The following is a 17,080-nucleotide window of genomic DNA, read 5'->3' as shown; positions in this document are numbered from 1 at the left end:
CGGGGGGGGGGGCGGGGGGGGGCCGGCGGGGGGGCGCCCGGTGTCGAACCACCGGACACCCACCAGGCCGCTGTGACGTTCGGGACCGAGTCAACTCTCCGGCCCCGGGGTCGGCAACACGTGCGCCGGCCCCCGGCAGGGCCTCCCACCCCGGTACGCCCTCTCTACTGTCCCCGGGCCGCCATCTCGAACCAGACCACCTTGCCCGAGGAGAGCCGTGTCGCCCCCCACCGCCGGGCCAGCCGGTTCACCAGGAACAGACCGCGCCCGTTCTCGTCGGTCTCCCGGGCCCGGCGCTGGCGGGGCAGCTGCGGCGAGTCGTCGCCGACCTCGCAGCGCAGGATGTCGGTCCGCAGCAGCCGCAGCGTCACCGGCCGCTCGGCATACCGCACGGCATTGGTGACCACCTCGCTGACCAGCAGCTCCACCTCGTCCGAGAGGTCGGCGTCCAGCTCCCAGCGCTCCAGCGCGCCCCGGGCCAGCCGACGGGCCCGGCCCGGCGCCGAGTCCTCCGGGTCCAGGGACCAGTACGCCACGTCGTTCGGCGCGATCCCGTCGAAGCGGGCCGCCAGCAGCGCGATGTCGTCGTCCCGGTCGCCCGGCCCGAGCATGTCGAGCACGTCGTCGCAGAGCGCCTCCAGCGGCGGCGAGTGGTCCGGGCCGGTCAGCCGGGCGGTCGCGGCCAGCCGCTCCCGCAGCTGCTCGATGCCGGTCCACACGTCCCGTACCCGCGACTCCACCAGGCCGTCCGTGTACAGCAGCAGCGTGCCGCCGGCGGGCGCCTCCAGCTCCACCGCCTCGAAATCGACCCCGCCCACCCCGATCGGGGCGTTGGCCGGCACGTCCAGCACCTCCGCACGCCCGCCGAGGTGCAGCAGCACCGGCGGCGGATGCCCGGCGTTGGCGACCGTGATGCGGTGCGCCACCGGGTCGTACACCGCGTACAGGCAGGTCGCCATGCGGTTCTCGCCGAGCCGCTGCGCCTGCTCGTCCAGGTGGTGCAGGACCTCCTGCGGCGGCAGGTCGAGACCGGCGAGCGTCTGCGCGGTGGTGCGCAGCTGCCCCATGATCGCGGCCGAGGTCATCGAGTGGCCCATGACGTCGCCCACGACCAGCGCGACCCGGCTGCCCGGCAGCGGGATCGCGTCGTACCAGTCGCCGCCGACCCGGGCGGTCTCGGCCGCCGGGAGGTAGCGGGAGGCGAGCCGTACCCCGGTGGGCTGCGGCAGCGAGTCCGGCAGCATGGTGCGCTGGAGCTCGTCCGCGATGTACGCCTCGCGGCCGTAGAGGACGGCCTTGTCGATGCCGAGCGCGGTGTGCGTCGCCAGCTGCGCCGCGACCAGCAGGTCGTTCGCCTCGAAGGGGGCGCGGTCGGTGGTGCGCAGGAAGACGGCCGAGCCGATGACCCGCCGACGGCCGCGCAGCGGGGCCAGGATCGCGCGGTGGCCGGTGGGCGCGGGCCGCCCGGAGCCGAGCAGCTCCGGCAGGGCCGACCGGGCCGCCGCGTTGTCGCCGAAGACGGGGCGCACCCCGCGCAGCACCTCGCCGAGCGCGCCGCCGGTGCGGACCTCGCAGAGATCCGCGACGGGCAGCAGATCGGTCCCCGGGTCGATCACCGGGGGTCTGAGCCGTTCGGGGTCGTGGAGCGCGTCCACGTCCTCCTCGGCCGTCCGCAGCCGGTCGCTGCGCCGCAGCCGCAGCACGAACGGCTCCACCGGCCGTTCGTCGCCCACCGGCAGCGGATCGCGCAGGTAGATGAGGATCTCGTCGCAGAAGGTCGGCACGCTGGCCCGGCAGAGCCCGAGCACGATCTCGTCGAGATCGATGCCCCGGGCGATCCGGCGGGTGGCCGCGCCGACGAACCGCAGCCGGTCGCCCTCGCGCCGCGCCGCCGCCTGCGGGTCGGGCACGGCGAGGGCGGCGGGGGCGGCGGCGGGGGCGGCGCCGGGGGCTCTGGGCGCTCCGGCGGGTCCCGGGATGGCCGCGGGCGTCGCGCCGGCCGGCGCGGCGTCCTGCTGCCGGGGCCGGGTGCGTTCCTGCGGCCGGGCGGCGAGAGGCCGGTGGCCTTCGTGGGAGGTGGGGTGCTCCGTCACGCGTGGGGTTCCGTCCGTCCGGGCCGGTTGTATGAGGCAGTCACCTCGTGGGGCGACACTCTGCCCCGGTGAGAGCGGTGGGAACAACGGCGCTCACGCGTGACCGCCGCGCGCGGGGCCGAAACCTTGCGCACACGTGACCGGGCGCTGACAACGTTTTCGGTGTCCGAGGTGTCCGAGGTGCCCGAGGTGCCGACGAAGCCCGCGATGCCGGCGGAGCACGCGATGCCGACGGAGCACGCCGCCTTTGGGCCCGGTGCCGTCCCGGCCGCCCGGACCGCCTCGGCCGCGGGGGCGGCCGTGCCGGGGTGTCCACCCGCTCGTGCGAGCACCACGCCTCCACCCCCTCGTAGTGGCGTCCGCGACCGTGCGGTCCGTCCGGGCTGCGGCCCGTGCGGGTGGTACGGCGTGTGCGGTGTCGCCTGTGACATGCGGTCAGGTCCGGTGGCCGGTACGCGGGTTGTCGCGCACGGGCCCTCGGGAGGCTGATCCTACGGGCGCCCCCCACGGGTGATTCAAGAGTCTCACGACGGCGTACGCGCGCGGGTGCGGTCCCAGTCATCCGGCAGCGCCGGGACGGGCCAGGCCGGATCGGGCCGCCAGTGCTCCCAGCCGTCCCGGAACGGGGACCCCCACGCCTCGATCACCGAGACCGCCGCACGCCCTGCCCTGCGTACCCGCGCGGCCGTGCCGGGGTCCATCAGGCCGACCCGCTGGGCCTGTGCGAACTCGTCCTCGTCGAGCCACTTCCAGCTCCGGTCGGGGTTCACCGAGATGTCGAGGAAGTGATCCTCGGAATCCACTCCAGAACTCCAACGAGTGAGTGGTTCCTCGAAGTTGACGTACCAGTTCCGGAAGACCCAGCCCCGGTCCCAGAAGAGCCAGACCGACCAGGGCTCGCCCGGCCGCGCGAGCTTCAGTACACCCATGCCCCACCAGGTGTACCGGTCCGTGGTGCGCGGCACGGTGTAGCGGGTGGCCAGGGGTTCCGCGTGCACCTCGGTGCCGTTCGCGAGCACCGGCCGTACGCACTCGGTGCCCGGCGCCATCCAGACGGCGAGGAGGTCCTCGGTGTCCTGCACGACCGTGACCGGACGGCAGATGCGCAGCGGCGGAGCGTGCGTGGCCCCGAACTCGCTGCCCTTGTCCCGGTAGCGCCAGAGGATCTGGTCCCCGGGCGCCCAGCGTGTGTGCTCTCCCGTACCTTCCATGAACAGATCTTACGGACGCCGCCGCGCGGGCGCTGCGATACGTATCACCTCGCCGTCCGGACCCCGACGGATCGTCAGCCGAACCTGACGATCCGTCCGGGACGGGGACTTCACGGCCTGGTCATGCGCAGGACGTCCAGCGCCGCGTCCAGCTGCTCCACCGTCAGATCGCCCCGCTCCACGTAGCCGGAGGCCAGCACGGTCTCGCGGATCGTCGCGCCGTCGGCCAGCGACTTCTTGGCGACCTTGGCGGCCTCCTCGTACCCGAGGTACTTGTTCAGCGGGGTCACCACCGAGGGCGAGGACTCCGCGTAGGCGCGGGACCGTGCGGTGTCGGCGGTGATGCCGTCCACCGTGCGGTCCGCCAGCAGCCGTGCGGCGTTGGCGAGCAGCCGCACCGACTCCAGCAGGTTCTTCGCGATGACCGGCATCATCACGTTCAGCTCGAAGTTCCCCGCCGCGCCGGCCACCGCGACCGTGGCGTCGTTCCCCATCACCTGCGCCGCGACCATCAGCACCGCCTCCGGGATCACCGGGTTCACCTTGCCCGGCATGATCGAGGACCCCGGCTGGAGGTCGGGCAGCGCGATCTCGGCCAGCCCGGTGCGCGGCCCGGAGGCCATCCACCGCAGGTCGTTGGAGATCTTGGTCAGCGAGACCGCGACCGTACGCAACTGGCCCGAGACCTCGACGAGCCCGTCCCGCGCCCCCTGCGCCTCGAAGTGGTTGCGGGCCTCCGTCAGCGGCAGCCCCGTCGTACCGGCGATCTCCGCGATCACCGCGGCGGAGAAGCCGGGCGGGGTGTTGATCCCGGTGCCCACCGCCGTACCGCCCAGCGGGAGCTCGGCGAGCCGGGGCAGGGAGGCGCGCAGGCGCTCGACGCCGTAGGAGATCTGCGCCGCGTACCCACCGAACTCCTGTCCAAGGGTGACGGGCGTCGCGTCCATGAGGTGGGTACGCCCCGACTTGACGACCTCCGCGAACTCCCGCGCCTTGCGCTCCAGCGACGCGGCCAGGTGCTCCAGGGCGGGGACGAGATCGCCGGTGACGGCGGCGGTGGCGGCGATGTGGATCGAGGACGGGAAGACGTCGTTCGAGGACTGCGAGGCGTTGACGTGGTCGTTGGGGTGCACGTCACGGCCGAGCCGTTCGGAGGCGAGGGTGGCGATCACCTCGTTCGTGTTCATGTTGGACGAGGTCCCGGAGCCGGTCTGGAACACGTCGACCGGGAAGTGGTCGTCCCACCGGCCCTCCGCCACCTCCGCTGCGGCTCCCTGGATCGCCTCGGCGACCTCCGGATCGAGCACCCCCAGACCGGCGTTGACCTTGGCCGCCGCCGCCTTGATCCGGGCCAGCGCCTCGATGTGGGCGCGTTCGAGACGCTGGCCGGAGACGGGGAAGTTCTCCACCGCCCGCTGGGTCTGCGCACGCCACTTGGCGTCCGCCGGGACCCTCACCTCGCCCATCGAGTCGTGCTCGACACGGAATTCCGCCGGGTCCTGTGCATCGGTCATGTTGTTCGAACCTCCTGTGCGGTTGAGCGCGCCCCGCCGCGGGGCTATTCCCCCGAAGGGGCGGCGGATCAGGGCCGGGGCTACGACCAAGGCCGGGGCCGGGTCGGGGCGGCCGGGCCGGGGCCGGACCGGTGCCGGGGCCAGGCCGGTGCCGGGCCGAGATCCACCGGACACCGCCCGCCCCGCCCCGGAGCCACCCTCTCCCGCACCCCTGCCCCGCGCGCACACGGCACGCGGGGGACGAGGACGCGGGCCCTCCGGTTCTGCGCGCTCAGGCGGCCGTCAGCACGGCGGACAGCGCCGCCGCCAGATACGCCGGGTCCTCGGCTCCGCACAGCTCGCGCGCCGAGTGCATGGAGAGGCCGGGGACCCCGACGTCGAGCGTGGTCACCCCGAGCCGGGCGGCGGTCAGCGGGCCGATCGACGTACCGCAGGGCATCGCGTTGTTGGCGGCGAAGGACTGCCACGGCACCCCGGCCCGGTCGCAGGCCTCGCGGAAGAGCGCGATCCCCGTGCCGTCGGAGGCGTACCGCTGGTTGGTGTTGACCTTCACCGTCGGGCCGCCGTTCGGCAGCGGGTGGTGGCCCGGGTCGTGGCGTTCCTGGTAGTTGGGGTGCACGGCGTGGGTCATGTCGGCCGAGACGCAGAAGGAACCGGCCAGCGCCCGGGCCCAGTCCTCCGCGCTCCCGCCGCGCGCCGCCACCGCGCGCGACAGCACCCGCTCCAGCAGCGGGCTCTGCGCCCCGGTCTGCGAGGCGCTGCCGACCTCCTCGTGGTCGAAGGCGGCCAGCACCGGGATGTACCGGGGCTGCTCGCCGGCGCAGGCGGCGTCCGCCAGCGCGGTGACGCCCGCGTGCACGGAGACCAGGTTGTCCAGGCGGGGCGCGACCACGAACTCCCGCTCCACGCCCAGGTATCCGGGCGGCTGGACGTCGTGCAGCATCAGGTCCCAGCCGAGCACGTCCGCCGGGTCCGCGCCGGCCGCCGCCGCGACCCGGCGCAGCAGCGCGCCCTCCTCGGGTGCGCCGAGCGACCACACCGGGGCGAGGTGGCGCTGCGGGTCCAGCAACGCCCCCTCGTTGACCCTCCGGTCGAGGTGGATGGCGAGCTGCGGGACGCGCAGCAGCGGCTCGTCGATCCGGACCAGCAGCTCGCGCGGGGCGCCGGGGGTGCCGCCGCGCAGGGTGAGCCGGCCGCTGATGCCCAGGTCGCGGTCGAGCCAGGTGTTCAGCGGCACCCCGCCGTAGATCTCGACACCGAGCTGGCGCCAGCCCGCGGTCCCGGTGTCGGGGTTCGGCTTCACCCGCAGGTTCGGCGAGTCGGTGTGACAGCCGACGATCCGCAGGGGGGTGTGCACGGGCGCGTCCTCGGGGACGTACCAGGCGATCAGCGCGCCCGCGCGGGCGACGTAACAGCCGCCGGTCGTACCGCTCCAGTCGTCCGTGCCGCGCAACTCGCGGAATCCCGCCTTCTCCAGGCGCGTCACGGCGCTCGCCACCGCGTGGTAGGGGGAGGGGCTGGCCGCGATGAAGGCCAGCAGGTCGTCGGTGTGGCTTCGGTGGGGGGCCGGCGTCATACGTCGTCCGCCTTTCCGGTGGTGTGCGACCGCGAGGGTGGGGCACGGGGGGTTGTCGGCGATCTCCCCGCCGCTCGCGGCACGGGGGCGAGTTGCGCGCGCACGGCTCGTGCGGGCGGTGGGGGTGCCCGGCGGATCTGGGCCGGACGCGCTCAACCCACCGCAGACGCCGGGCGCCGCGCAAGCCCGCCCCCGGGCGCGCTGCGGGAAAGGGGCGGTGGTCCGGGTACCGGCCGGCCCCCCGGACCACGGGGTCGCGGCGGCACCGGTGGGCGGGGGCCATCTGCCCGCGCCACCGGGTGCCGGGCCGAATTCGCTGTCCGCGCGCGCCGGATGTGCTCCGCGGGGATCGCGCCGCCGGGTACGGACCGCTGCCCGCGCGCCGCCGCTCCGCCGCCCCGGGAAGAGCGGCCGTCACCTGGCGGCATTGCGCGAAATTGGCTTGAATTCGCCGGTGCGCCCGCCGGTGCGCTCGCGGCGGCGCTCCGCGGCGGCTCCGGGAAAACGCGCGGGGCGCCCCGGCCGGATGTCACCGGCCGGAACGCCCCTGGGAAGGCTGTCGGGGTGCCTTCGTGCGTACGGATCGGGCTGCGCGGATCGGGGTCCGCGGGCCCGGACGGGTCAGGCGAGGCCGGGGCCGCGCACCGGGATGCTGGTGAAGGTCGGCGCCGGGGCGGGCTCGGTGAAGAAGTCGTTGCCCTTGTCGTCCACCACGACGAACGCGGGGAAGTCCTCGACCTCGATCCGCCAGACCGCCTCCATGCCGAGCTCCTCGTACTCGACGACCTCGACCTTCTTGATGCAGTCCTGCGCCAGCCGGGCGGCCGGGCCGCCGATCGAGCCCAGGTAGAACCCGCCGTGCGTGCCGCAGGCGTCGGTGACCTGCTTGCTCCGGTTGCCCTTCGCGAGCATCACCTTGGAGCCGCCCGCCGCCTGGAACTGCTCGACGTAGCTGTCCATCCGGCCGGCCGTCGTCGGGCCGAAGGACCCGGAGGCGTACCCCTCGGGCGTCTTCGCCGGGCCCGCGTAGTAGACCGGGTGGTCCTTGAGGTACTGCGGCATCTCCTCGCCGGCGTCCAGCCGCTCCTTGATCTTGGCGTGCGCGATGTCGCGCGCCACGACCAGCGGACCGGTCAGCGAGAGACGCGTCTTGACCGGGTACTTGGTCAGCTCGGCGAGGATCTCCTCCATCGGCCGGTTGAGGTCGATCCGCACCACGTCACCGGACTCGTCGAGGTGCTCGTCCGTGGTGTCCGGCAGGAAGCGCGCCGGGTCGGTCTCCAGCTGCTCCAGGAAGACGCCCTCGGCGGTGATCTTCGCGGTCGCCTGGCGGTCGGCGGAGCAGGAGACGGCGATGGCCACCGGCAGCGAGGCGCCGTGCCGGGGGAGGCGGACCACGCGCACGTCGTGGCAGAAGTACTTGCCGCCGAACTGCGCGCCGATCCCGATCTTCTGCGTCAGCTCGAAGACCTTCTCCTCCAGCTCCTTGTCCCGGAAGCCGTGCCCGGTCGGGGAGCCCTCGCCGGGCAGCTCGTCGAGGTAGTGCGCGGAGGCGTACTTGGCGGTCTTCAGCGCGAACTCCGCCGACGTGCCGCCGACCACGATCGCCAGGTGGTACGGCGGGCAGGCCGCGGTGCCCAGCGAACGGATCTTCTCCTCCAGGAACTTCATCATGGAGGCCTCGTTCAGGACTGCCTTCGTCTCCTGGTAGAGGAACGACTTGTTGGCCGAGCCGCCGCCCTTCGCCATGAAGAGGAACTTGTACGCGCCGCCGTCGGTGGCGTACAGCTCGATCTGCGCGGGCAGGTTGGAGCCGGTGTTCTTCTCCTCCCACATGGTGAGCGGAGCCATCTGCGAGTACCGCAGGTTGAGCTTGGTGTACGCGTCGAAGATGCCGTGCGACAGCGCCTCCTCGTCACCGCCCTCGGTCAGCACGTTCTGGCCGCGCTTGCCCATGACGATGGCCGTGCCGGTGTCCTGGCACATGGGAAGTACGCCGGCGGCGGCGACGTTCGCGTTCTTCAGCAGGTCCAGCGCCACGAACTTGTCGTTCGAGGACGCCTCCGGGTCGTCGACGATCCGCCGCAGCTGGGCGAGGTGGGTGGGGCGCAGGTAGTGGGAGATGTCGTGCATCGCCTCGGCGGCCAGCGTGCGCAGCGCCTCGGGCGCCACCTTGAGGAACGTACGGCCGTCGGCCTCGAAGGTCGAAACGCCTTCGGAGGTCACCAGCCGGTACGGCGTGGTGTCCTCTCCCACGGGGAGCAGATCGGAGTACGCAAACTCTGGCATTTCGGCCATTCCTCACTCGGTGACAGCGGCTGACCTCCCTTGGACAGCGCACCCACCAGGGTAGAGCTCGGGAGGGAGGCCGGGTCTGTGAGGTAAGGCTCACCCGGCGATCCCGCTGCGCGGGGTCGGGCGGACGGCGCCACTTTCGACACACGCCCTAGTCGCGATCTATCGCGTTTGGGTACGCTGGGCCGGTGGACCTCGAAAAGCAGCCTCAGCAGTCCCCGCGGCCGACGGCCACGGCCGCCGCCCCGTCCTCCGGGCCCTCCGGCATCCGCGCGTCCGACGCCGACCGCGACCGGATCGCGGACATCCTGCGGGAGGCGGTGGCCGTAGGCCGGCTGACCGCCGAGGAGCACGCGGAGCGGGTCGAACTCGTCTACCGCGCCAAGACCGTCGGCGAGTTGGAGCCCCTGGTGAGCGATCTCCCCGCCGCCGGGAGCCCCGCGCCGGGGCGCGCGACGGCGAGCCCCTTCGCGTACGAGGCGGGGGGCGCCCCCGCCGACGCGGAGAAGCTCGTCGCGGTCTTCAGCAGCGCCACGCGCAGGGGCCGTTGGCGGGTCGGCGGGCGCACCCACGCGTTCGCGCTCTTCGGCACGGTGGAGATCGACCTGACCGAGGCGTTGTTCGGGCAGCGGCTCACGGTCATCAACGCGACGTCGATTTTCGGCAATGTCGAAGTCAAGGTGCCGGAGAACATCACCCTGCGCGGCAGCGGCACCGGGATCTTCGCCAACTTCGAGGTGGAGAACACCGAGTCCCCCGATCCGGAGGCGCCGGTCGTCGTCGTCAACGGGTACTCCGTCTTCGGAAACGTCGAGGCCAAGCCCAAGCGCGGCAAGCTGATCGAGAACCTCCAGCGCCAGCTGCGCAAGCACCTCGGCCACTGAGCGACCGGCCGCCGCACGCCCGCCAAGGGGTGCGCGGCGGGCCCGGGCGGGGCGGAACCGCGGTGCGTGACGGGGGCGGGAAGCGATATTCGGCCAGAGTGCGGGCCGAGCCCTCTTGCACGCCCCGTTCGGCGGTGCCACTCAGCGCATAGCTGTGCGTACAGCGGGTAAAGAATCCTGCATCGTCTCTCGCTCGCGAAGCCGTCGTCAGGAGTAGACCGTGCTGCAACTGCCTCATCAGCCCCTGCAGGTCGCCGCTGTGCCCGCTCAGCGTGCTCCCGCACGGGAAGACCAGGCGGGCCCCTGGCATTCCGAGGCGGTGTGCCGCCGGGACGAAGCCGGGCTCTTCTTCGCGCCGTCGAAGGAGCCGACAGCCGCCCGGCTGTCCCGTGAGGACGCCGCGAAGCGGGTCTGCGCCCGCTGCCCCGTCATGGTGGAGTGTCAGGAACATGCCCTGATGCAGCCGGAGCCGTACGGGGTCTGGGGCGGTCTCACCGCCGCCGAGCGCCGGGTGGTCCTGGCCCGCAGGCGTCGGCGCGACGTGGAGCTCAAGGCTGCCGCGGCGGCCAAGGGGCCGATCGCCGCCGCTGGTTGACCCGCGGACGGACGCGAAGGGGGCCACCCGCCCGGTGGCCCCCTTCGCGTCCCGTCGGCGCGCTGCGTGCTGTCGGTGCGCCGTGGGTGGTGTCGGCGCGACGCGGGCCCTACTGCGCCCGGTCGAAGTCGATCGCGCTGTACGCGCGCAGCTTCGACAGCCGGTGCGTGGACGAGATGGTGCGGATCGTGCCCGACTTGGACCGCATCACGATCGATTCGGTGGTGGCGGTCTCCGCCCGGTAGCGGACTCCGCGCATCAGTTCGCCGTCGGTGATCCCGGTCGCCACGAAGAACACGTTGTCGCCGCCGACCAGGTCGTCCGTCGACAGCACCCGGCCCAGGTCGTGCCCGGCGTCCAGGGCCTTCTGCCGCTCGGCCTCGTCCTTCGGCCACAGCTTGCCCTGGATGACACCGCCCAGGCACTTTATGGCGCAGGCCGAGATGATGCCCTCGGGCGTGCCGCCGATGCCCATGAGCAGGTCGACGCCGGTGCCCTCGCGGGCGGCCATGATCGAACCGGCCACGTCGCCGTCCGAGATGAACTTGATCCGGGCGCCGGTGTCCCGGATCTCCTTCACGATGCCCTCGTGGCGCGGGCGGTCGAGCACGACGACGGTGACGTCCTCGGGTGTGGAGTGCTTCGCCTTCGCGACCCGCCTGATGTTGACCGCGACGGGTGCGTCGATGTCGACGAAGTCGGCGGCCTCGGGCCCGGTCACCAGCTTGTCCATGTAGAAGACGGCCGACGGGTCGAACATCGCCCCCCGGTCGGCGGCGGCCAGCACCGCGATGGCGTTGGGCATGCCCTTGGCGTTGAGCGTGGTGCCGTCGATCGGGTCCACGGCGATGTCGACCTCGGCGCCGGTGCCGTCGCCGACCCGTTCGCCGTTGAAGAGCATCGGGGCCTCGTCCTTCTCCCCTTCGCCGATGACGACCACACCGTTCATGGAGACCGTGGAGACGAGGGTCCGCATGGCCCTCACCGCGGCTCCGTCGGCACCGATCTTGTCGCCGCGCCCGACCCACCGGCCGGCGGCCATGGCGGCGGCCTCGGTGACCCGGACCAGTTCGAGGGCGAGGTTGCGGTCGGGGGCCTCCGGAGAGACTTCCAGCTGGGACGGCAGATGGTGCTCGGGCATCGGAGCACGCCTTTCTGTACGACGACGACCGGAATTGAGCGTGCTTCGACTCTATCGGTAGGCCGATAAAATGAGCAGGGCGCCCCACGGATGAGCGCGAAAGCTCGGGCCGGGGTCCCGGGCGGTCGCGCGCGGGCCGCATGCCACCATGTATCCGTGGCAAGCAAGCGAGGCAAGCAGACAATCCGGGACATGTTCCTGTCGTTGGTGTTGATCGTCGCCGCGGCCGGCGTCATCTACGTCTTCGTTCCGCACGACGACAAGGCCGACCCGGTCCAGGCCGTCGACTACCGCGTCGAACTCGCGACCGCGCGCCGCGCGGCCCCGTACCCGGTGGCCGCCCCGTCCGGACTCCCCGACGGCTGGAAGGCGACCTCCGTCTCGTACGACGGCGCCGACGGCAGCAGCTGGCACCTGGGCTTCATCGACCCCGACGGCAGGTACGTCGCGGTGGAGCAGTCCACCTCGCCCGCGAAGAAGTACGTCCCCGACGTCAGCCAGGACGCCGAGGACACCGGCCGCACCGAGACGGTCGCCGGTCAGGAGTGGCAGTACTGGAAGGGCGCGAAGTACGACGCCCTGGTGCTGCACTCCGAGGGCGCCACCACGGTGGTCACCGGCTCCGCCCCCACGAAGCAGCTGGTCGCGATGGCCACCGCGCTCACCACGTCCTGAGCCCCGGCGCCCCGCTCCGGCCTTCCTGCCGGCGCCTTTCCCGGCCGTTTCCGGTCCCCGGCCCGCAGACGCGGAGAAGCCCGGAACACCTCAGGTGTTCCGGGCTTCTCCATGTCCGTGGCCGTCGCGGCGCGCGCGGCCGGACCGGTCAGACGGTGGTGACGACCTCGTCGTACGACAGGCGCGGCAGGCGCGGGAACCAGGCGTCCTCGCCCGGCTTGCCGATGTTGACGACCATGAGCAGCTTGTGGTCGCCGTCCAGGAACTCCTTCTCGATGCCCTCGGCGTCGAAGCCGGTCATCGGGCCGGCGGCCAGGCCGGCGGCGCGGACGCCGACGATGAAGTAGGCGGCCTGGAGGGCGGCGTTCAGGGCGGCCGACTGCTCGCGGACCGGGCGCTCGGAGAAGAACGCGTCCTTGGCCTGCGGGAAGTGCGGCATGAGCGCCGGGAGCTCCTCGTGGAACTCGTTGTCGGCGGCGAGGATCGCGACCAGCGGCGCGGAGGCGGTCTTCGGGCGGTTGCCCTCGGCCATGTGCTCGACGAGGCGGGCGCGGCCCTCCTCGGAGCGGACCAGGACGACGCGCAGCGGCGACTGGTTGAAGGCGGTGGGGCCGTACTTGACCAGCTCGTAGATCGCCTGGATCTGCTCGTCGGTCACCGGCTCGTCGGAGAAGGTGTTGGCGGTGCGGGCCTCGGTGAAGAGGAGGGCCTGCGCGGCGGGGTCAAGGGCGAGGGACATGCGCGTTCTACCTTCTGGACGTCCGGATGTGAGCGACGGAGTCACCGTAGCCGAGAGGTAGATTAACTTTCAACTAAATCGGGTCCGTCGTGATCCACGCCATACGCCCCAGCCCTATGGGCACCACCCAGGAGGCGATCACCTGACAGCTGCGCCGGTCACTCCGTCGGCGCGCCGTCCTCCGGCCCGGCCAGGGCCGCGTCGAGGCGGGCGCGGGCACCCTCCAGCCAGCGGCGGCACACCTTCGCCAGCTCCTCGCCGCGCTCCCAGAGCGCCAGCGACTCCTCCAGCGTGGTGCCGCCCGCCTCCAGCCGGCGCACGACCTCGATCAGCTCGTCGCGCGCCTGCTCGTAACCGAGCGTGCCGGTCGCACCGGCGGTGGTCGTCCCGTCGTCCGTCATGCCGCCCACTCTATGTGCGCGCACCGACAGCGGTCCCTGCCGCGATCCCGGCCGCGATCCGCCGGACACCGCCGGAGCCGGCTCACCCCTCCACCCGTACCGAGAACTCGCCCTCCGACACCCGCGCCCGCAGCACCTCACCGGCGGCGCCCGCCTCCTCGGGGGACCGCACCACCTGGCCGTCCGCCCGCTGGAGCACCGCGTACCCGCGCTCCAGGGTCGCCGCCGGGGAGAGCGATACCACCCGGGCCAGGGTGTGCGCGATCTCCGACTCGGCCCGGTCCAGCAGATGCCCCAGCACCCGGCGGCTGCGCCCGGCCAGCGCCTCCACCTCGGCGGCCCGCTCGTCCACCAGCCGCTGCGGGCGCTCCATCGCCGGCCGGCCGAGCGCGTGCGCCAGCCCCCGCTCCTCGCGGTCCAGCAGCCCGCGTACGGTCCGCAGCGCCCGGTCCCGCAGCTGCTGGACCCGGTCCAGCTCCTCGCCCACGTCCGGTACGACCTTCTTCGCCGCGTCCGTGGGCGTCGACGCGCGCAGGTCCGCGACCAGGTCCAGCAGCGGGGAGTCCGGCTCGTGCCCGATCGCGGACACCACCGGCGTACGGCAGGCGGCGACGGCCCGGATCAGCGCCTCGTCCGAGAACGGCAGCAGGTCCTCCACGCTGCCGCCGCCGCGCGCGACGACGATCACGTCGACCTCGGGCGTCGCGTCCAGCTCCTGGACCGCCCGGACCACCTGGTCGACCGCGTGGACGCCCTGCACGGCGGTGTTGCGCACCTCGAAGCGGACCGCGGGCCAGCGGCGCCGCGCGTTCTCCAGCACGTCGCGCTCGGCGGCCGACGCCCGCCCGCAGACCAGCCCGATCAGCTGCGGCAGGAACGGCAGCGGCTTCTTCCGGTCCAGCGCGAAGAGCCCCTCGGAGGCGAGGGACTTCTTCAGCTGCTCCAGCCGTACCAGCAGCTCACCGATGCCGACCGGGCGTATCTCCGTCGCCCGCAGCGAGAGCTGCCCGCGCGGCGCGTACCACTCCGGCTTCGCCAGGACCACGACCCGCGCGCCCTCCGTCACCACGTCCGCGATCCGGTCGAAGACCTGCCGGAAACACGTCACGCTCACCGAGATGTCGTGCGCCGGGTCGCGCAGGGTCAGGAAGACGACGCCCGCGCCCGGCCGCCGCGACAGCTGCGTGATCTGCCCCTCGACCCAGATCGCGCCGAGCCGGTCGATCCAGCCGCCGATGAGCCGGGACACCTCACCGACGGGCAGCGGGGCTTCCGCGGACGTGTTGAGAGCCATACGGGCGAGCGTAGCCGCCACCGCGGACACCGGGCCCGTTCACGCACCGCGAGCGCCCCCGCACCGTGCCCGTACGGAAACGCAACCGCGCCCGTTCAGGTCCCGGGACGGGTGCCGCCGCCCCGGCCCATGGTCTCCTCGTCGCCGGAGGGGCGCCGGCCGCCCTGCACCGCCACCACCACGAGCCCCACCGCGAACCAGCAGGCACCGACCACCTGCGCGCTCGTCGTCGCCTCCACGATCACCGCGACCAGCGCCGCCGCGCCCAGCACCGGCACCACCAGATGGCGCCACCAGCTCGGCACGCCCTCCATCCGGCGGACCACGAACCAGCCGACCACCGACGCGTGCAGCAGCACGAACGCGGTCAGCGCCCCGATGTTCACCACGGACACCAGATGGTCGAGCCCGTCGTCGCGCCGGGCCGCCCAGACCGCCGCCACCAGCGTCACCACCGCCGCACAGAGCACAGCGACCCTCGGCACCCCCGACTTCGCGTCGACCCGCGCCAGGAACGACGGCAGCCGCCGCTCCCGCGCCATCGCGAAGACCAGCCGCCCGGCAGCCGCCTGCCCGGCCAGCGCCGCGAACGCCGCCCCCACCGCCTTGCTCGCCGCCACCAGGTCGTGCAGCCAGGTGCCGACCGAGGCGTCCACCGCGTCGTAGAACGCCGAGCCCTGCGCCTCCGGATCGGCCGCCAGCTCCGCCGACGAGACCGGCTCCAGCAGCGCCGCCAGATACGACTGCACCACGAAGAGCGCCCCCGCCAGCACCAGGCAGAACAGCACCGCCCGCGCGACCTTCGCGGACCCGCCGGTCACCTCCTCGGCGAACGAGGCGATGGCGTCGAACCCCAGATAGGAGAGGACCGCCACCGACACCGCCCCGATCACCGCCGTCGTCGAGAACCCGGAGTCACCGGTCAGCGGCGTCAGCCAGCCGCGTTGCGCACCGTCCCGTGCCAGCACCACCACCGCCGACACCACGAACACCAGCAGCACCGCGATCTCCAGCGCCAGCACCGCGAAGCCGACCCGCGCGGCGGCCCGTACCCCCCACAGGTTGAGCGCCGTGGTCACCACCACCGCGATCGCCGTCCACACCCACCGCGACACCTCCGGGACCAGCGCGTTCATCGCGATGCCGGAGAAGAGGTAGGCGACCGCGGGGATGAGCAGGTAGTCGAGCATCGCCATCCACCCCGCGACGAACCCGGGCACCTCGCCGAGCCCCTTGCGGGCGTACGTGAACACCGACCCCGCCTTCGGGGCCACCCGCACCATCTGCGCGTAACTGAACGCCGTGAACGCCATCACCACCGTCGCCACGACGTAGACCAGCGCCACCGCGCCGTCCGACTTCGCGTCCAGCGTGCCGAACACGCCCACCGGAGCCATCGGGGCGATGAACAGCAGCCCGTAGACCACCAGGTCCCTGAACCCGAGCGTGCGGTGCAGCCCGCTCCGCGCGGTGCTGCCCGTTTCCGTTCCCGGCATCGGCCCTCCATGGTGTCCGGTCCGGCGGCGGGCCCGCCGGCGCGGGCGGGCTCGTACCCCGGTGATCACGGCCCAGTCTCCCGACCCGGCGGAGCCCGCGCCTGTTCGGTACGGCCTTACGATGGGACGCATGACTGCAACCCCTGCCCGCCGTGTCCTGCTCGCCGCTCCCCGTGGCTACTGCGCGGGCGTGGACCGTGCCGTGATCGCCGTCGAGAAGGCCCTGGAGCAGTACGGGGCCCCGGTCTACGTACGCCACGAGATCGTGCACAACAAGTACGTCGTGCAGACCCTGGAGAAGAAGGGGGCGATCTTCGTGGAGACCACCGCGGAGGTCCCCGAGGGCTCCATCGTGATGTTCTCCGCGCACGGCGTGGCCCCGACCGTCCACGCCGAGGCCGCCGAGCGCCGGCTCGCCACGATCGACGCCACCTGCCCGCTCGTCACCAAGGTCCACAAGGAAGCCGTCCGCTTCGCCAAGGAGGACTACGACATCCTCCTGATCGGCCACGAGGGCCACGAAGAGGTCATCGGCACCAGCGGTGAGGCCCCCGACCACATCACGCTGGTCGACGGCCCCGAGGACGTCGCCAACGTCCAGGTCCGCGACGAGTCGAAGGTCGTCTGGCTCTCCCAGACCACGCTCTCGGTGGACGAGACCATGGAGACGGTCGACGCCCTCAAGAACAAGTTCCCGAACCTGCTCTCCCCGCCGAGCGACGACATCTGCTACGCCACGCAGAACCGCCAGGTCGCCGTGAAGAAGCTGGCCGAGGACGCCGAGCTGGTCATCGTCGTCGGCTCCAAGAACTCCTCCAACTCGATCCGCATGGTCGAGGTCGCCCTGGACGCCGGAGCCCCCGCCGCCCACCTGGTCGACTTCGCCTCCGAGATCGACGAGGCCTGGCTGGAAGGCGTCACCACGGTCGGCCTGACCTCCGGGGCCTCGGTGCCCGACGTCCTCGTCGACGGCGTGCTGGAGTGGCTCGCCGCGCGGGGTTACGCGGACGTGGAGACGGTCAAGACGGCCGAGGAGTCGATCACCTTCTCGCTGCCCAAGGAGCTCCGCCGCGACCTGCGCGCCGAGGCCGCCGCCCTCGCCCAGCAGTAGCGCTCCGCACGGGTTCAACAGGGCGTTCCCGCACATCCCGCCCGCTCGGGACGTG

General features: G+C 72.8%; 14 protein-coding genes. 4 read left to right on the top strand and 10 right to left on the bottom strand.

Annotated elements, in window-relative coordinates; translation table 11 throughout:
* Nucleotides 1–164: 164 nt before the first annotated feature.
* From ACFWEE_RS08635 to ACFWEE_RS08615, 5 genes are all read right to left on the bottom strand, one after another.
* Entirely contained in the window at nt 165–2,093 is a 1,929-nt protein-coding gene (locus ACFWEE_RS08635) for a SpoIIE family protein phosphatase (RefSeq protein WP_386887619.1), read from the bottom strand.
* Nucleotides 2,094–2,617: 524 nt separating this feature from the next.
* Complete coding sequence (locus tag ACFWEE_RS08630) at nt 2,618–3,304, bottom strand: DUF402 domain-containing protein (RefSeq protein ID WP_386887617.1); 687 nt, start codon at nt 3,302–3,304, stop codon at nt 2,618–2,620.
* Nucleotides 3,305–3,414: 110 nt separating this feature from the next.
* A complete protein-coding gene (locus tag ACFWEE_RS08625; protein WP_386887616.1) occupies nt 3,415–4,818 on the bottom strand; it encodes a class II fumarate hydratase in 1,404 nt (467 codons plus the stop codon).
* Nucleotides 4,819–5,089: 271 nt separating this feature from the next.
* Entirely contained in the window at nt 5,090–6,394 is a 1,305-nt protein-coding gene (locus ACFWEE_RS08620; RefSeq protein ID WP_386887614.1) for a M18 family aminopeptidase, read from the bottom strand.
* Between the two features lie 621 nt (nt 6,395–7,015).
* The gene (locus ACFWEE_RS08615; protein ID WP_386887612.1) at nt 7,016–8,683 is read right to left on the bottom strand and encodes a fumarate hydratase; all 1,668 of its coding nucleotides are present in this window, start codon (nt 8,681–8,683) and stop codon (nt 7,016–7,018) included.
* Between the two features lie 194 nt (nt 8,684–8,877).
* Here ACFWEE_RS08615 and ACFWEE_RS08610 point away from each other — a divergent pair, with 194 nt between their 5' ends.
* Nucleotides 8,878–9,573: a DUF1707 domain-containing protein gene (locus ACFWEE_RS08610; RefSeq protein WP_386887610.1), complete on the top strand. Its 696-nt coding sequence runs from the start codon at nt 8,878–8,880 to the stop codon at nt 9,571–9,573.
* A gap of 220 nt (nt 9,574–9,793) precedes the next feature.
* Nucleotides 9,794–10,168: a WhiB family transcriptional regulator gene (locus ACFWEE_RS08605; protein WP_386887608.1), complete on the top strand. Its 375-nt coding sequence runs from the start codon at nt 9,794–9,796 to the stop codon at nt 10,166–10,168.
* 109 nt (nt 10,169–10,277) lie between these two features.
* Here ACFWEE_RS08605 and glpX read toward each other — a convergent pair whose 3' ends face one another.
* A complete protein-coding gene (glpX, locus tag ACFWEE_RS08600; protein ID WP_386887606.1) occupies nt 10,278–11,309 on the bottom strand; it encodes a class II fructose-bisphosphatase in 1,032 nt (343 codons plus the stop codon).
* 156 nt (nt 11,310–11,465) lie between these two features.
* On the opposite strand from glpX, the gene ACFWEE_RS08595 reads away from it, so the two are divergent.
* Complete coding sequence (locus ACFWEE_RS08595) at nt 11,466–11,984, top strand: DUF4245 domain-containing protein (RefSeq protein ID WP_386887605.1); 519 nt, start codon at nt 11,466–11,468, stop codon at nt 11,982–11,984.
* Nucleotides 11,985–12,132: 148 nt separating this feature from the next.
* On the opposite strand, the gene ACFWEE_RS08590 is transcribed toward ACFWEE_RS08595, so the two are convergent.
* The 4 genes from ACFWEE_RS08590 to ACFWEE_RS08575 form a co-directional block, all read right to left on the bottom strand.
* A complete protein-coding gene (locus ACFWEE_RS08590; protein WP_386887604.1) occupies nt 12,133–12,723 on the bottom strand; it encodes a malonic semialdehyde reductase in 591 nt (196 codons plus the stop codon).
* Nucleotides 12,724–12,881: 158 nt separating this feature from the next.
* Entirely contained in the window at nt 12,882–13,124 is a 243-nt protein-coding gene (locus ACFWEE_RS08585) for an exodeoxyribonuclease VII small subunit (protein ID WP_386887602.1), read from the bottom strand.
* 82 nt (nt 13,125–13,206) lie between these two features.
* Nucleotides 13,207–14,418, bottom strand: coding sequence for an exodeoxyribonuclease VII large subunit (gene xseA, locus ACFWEE_RS08580; RefSeq protein ID WP_386887600.1), 1,212 nt, complete (start codon nt 14,416–14,418; stop codon nt 13,207–13,209).
* Nucleotides 14,419–14,513: 95 nt separating this feature from the next.
* The gene (locus tag ACFWEE_RS08575; RefSeq protein ID WP_386887598.1) at nt 14,514–15,914 is read right to left on the bottom strand and encodes an APC family permease; all 1,401 of its coding nucleotides are present in this window, start codon (nt 15,912–15,914) and stop codon (nt 14,514–14,516) included.
* 121 nt (nt 15,915–16,035) lie between these two features.
* Here ACFWEE_RS08575 and ACFWEE_RS08570 point away from each other — a divergent pair, with 121 nt between their 5' ends.
* The gene (locus tag ACFWEE_RS08570; RefSeq protein WP_386887596.1) at nt 16,036–17,025 is read left to right on the top strand and encodes a 4-hydroxy-3-methylbut-2-enyl diphosphate reductase; all 990 of its coding nucleotides are present in this window, start codon (nt 16,036–16,038) and stop codon (nt 17,023–17,025) included.
* Nucleotides 17,026–17,080: the final 55 nt, after the last annotated feature.

The sequence above is a fragment of the Streptomyces sp. NPDC060184 genome (genome assembly GCF_042728795.1).
Lineage (GTDB): Bacteria > Actinomycetota > Actinomycetes > Streptomycetales > Streptomycetaceae > Streptomyces.
Note: the sequence above shows the minus strand (reverse complement) of the source record. Positions and strands in the feature narration are given on the sequence as shown.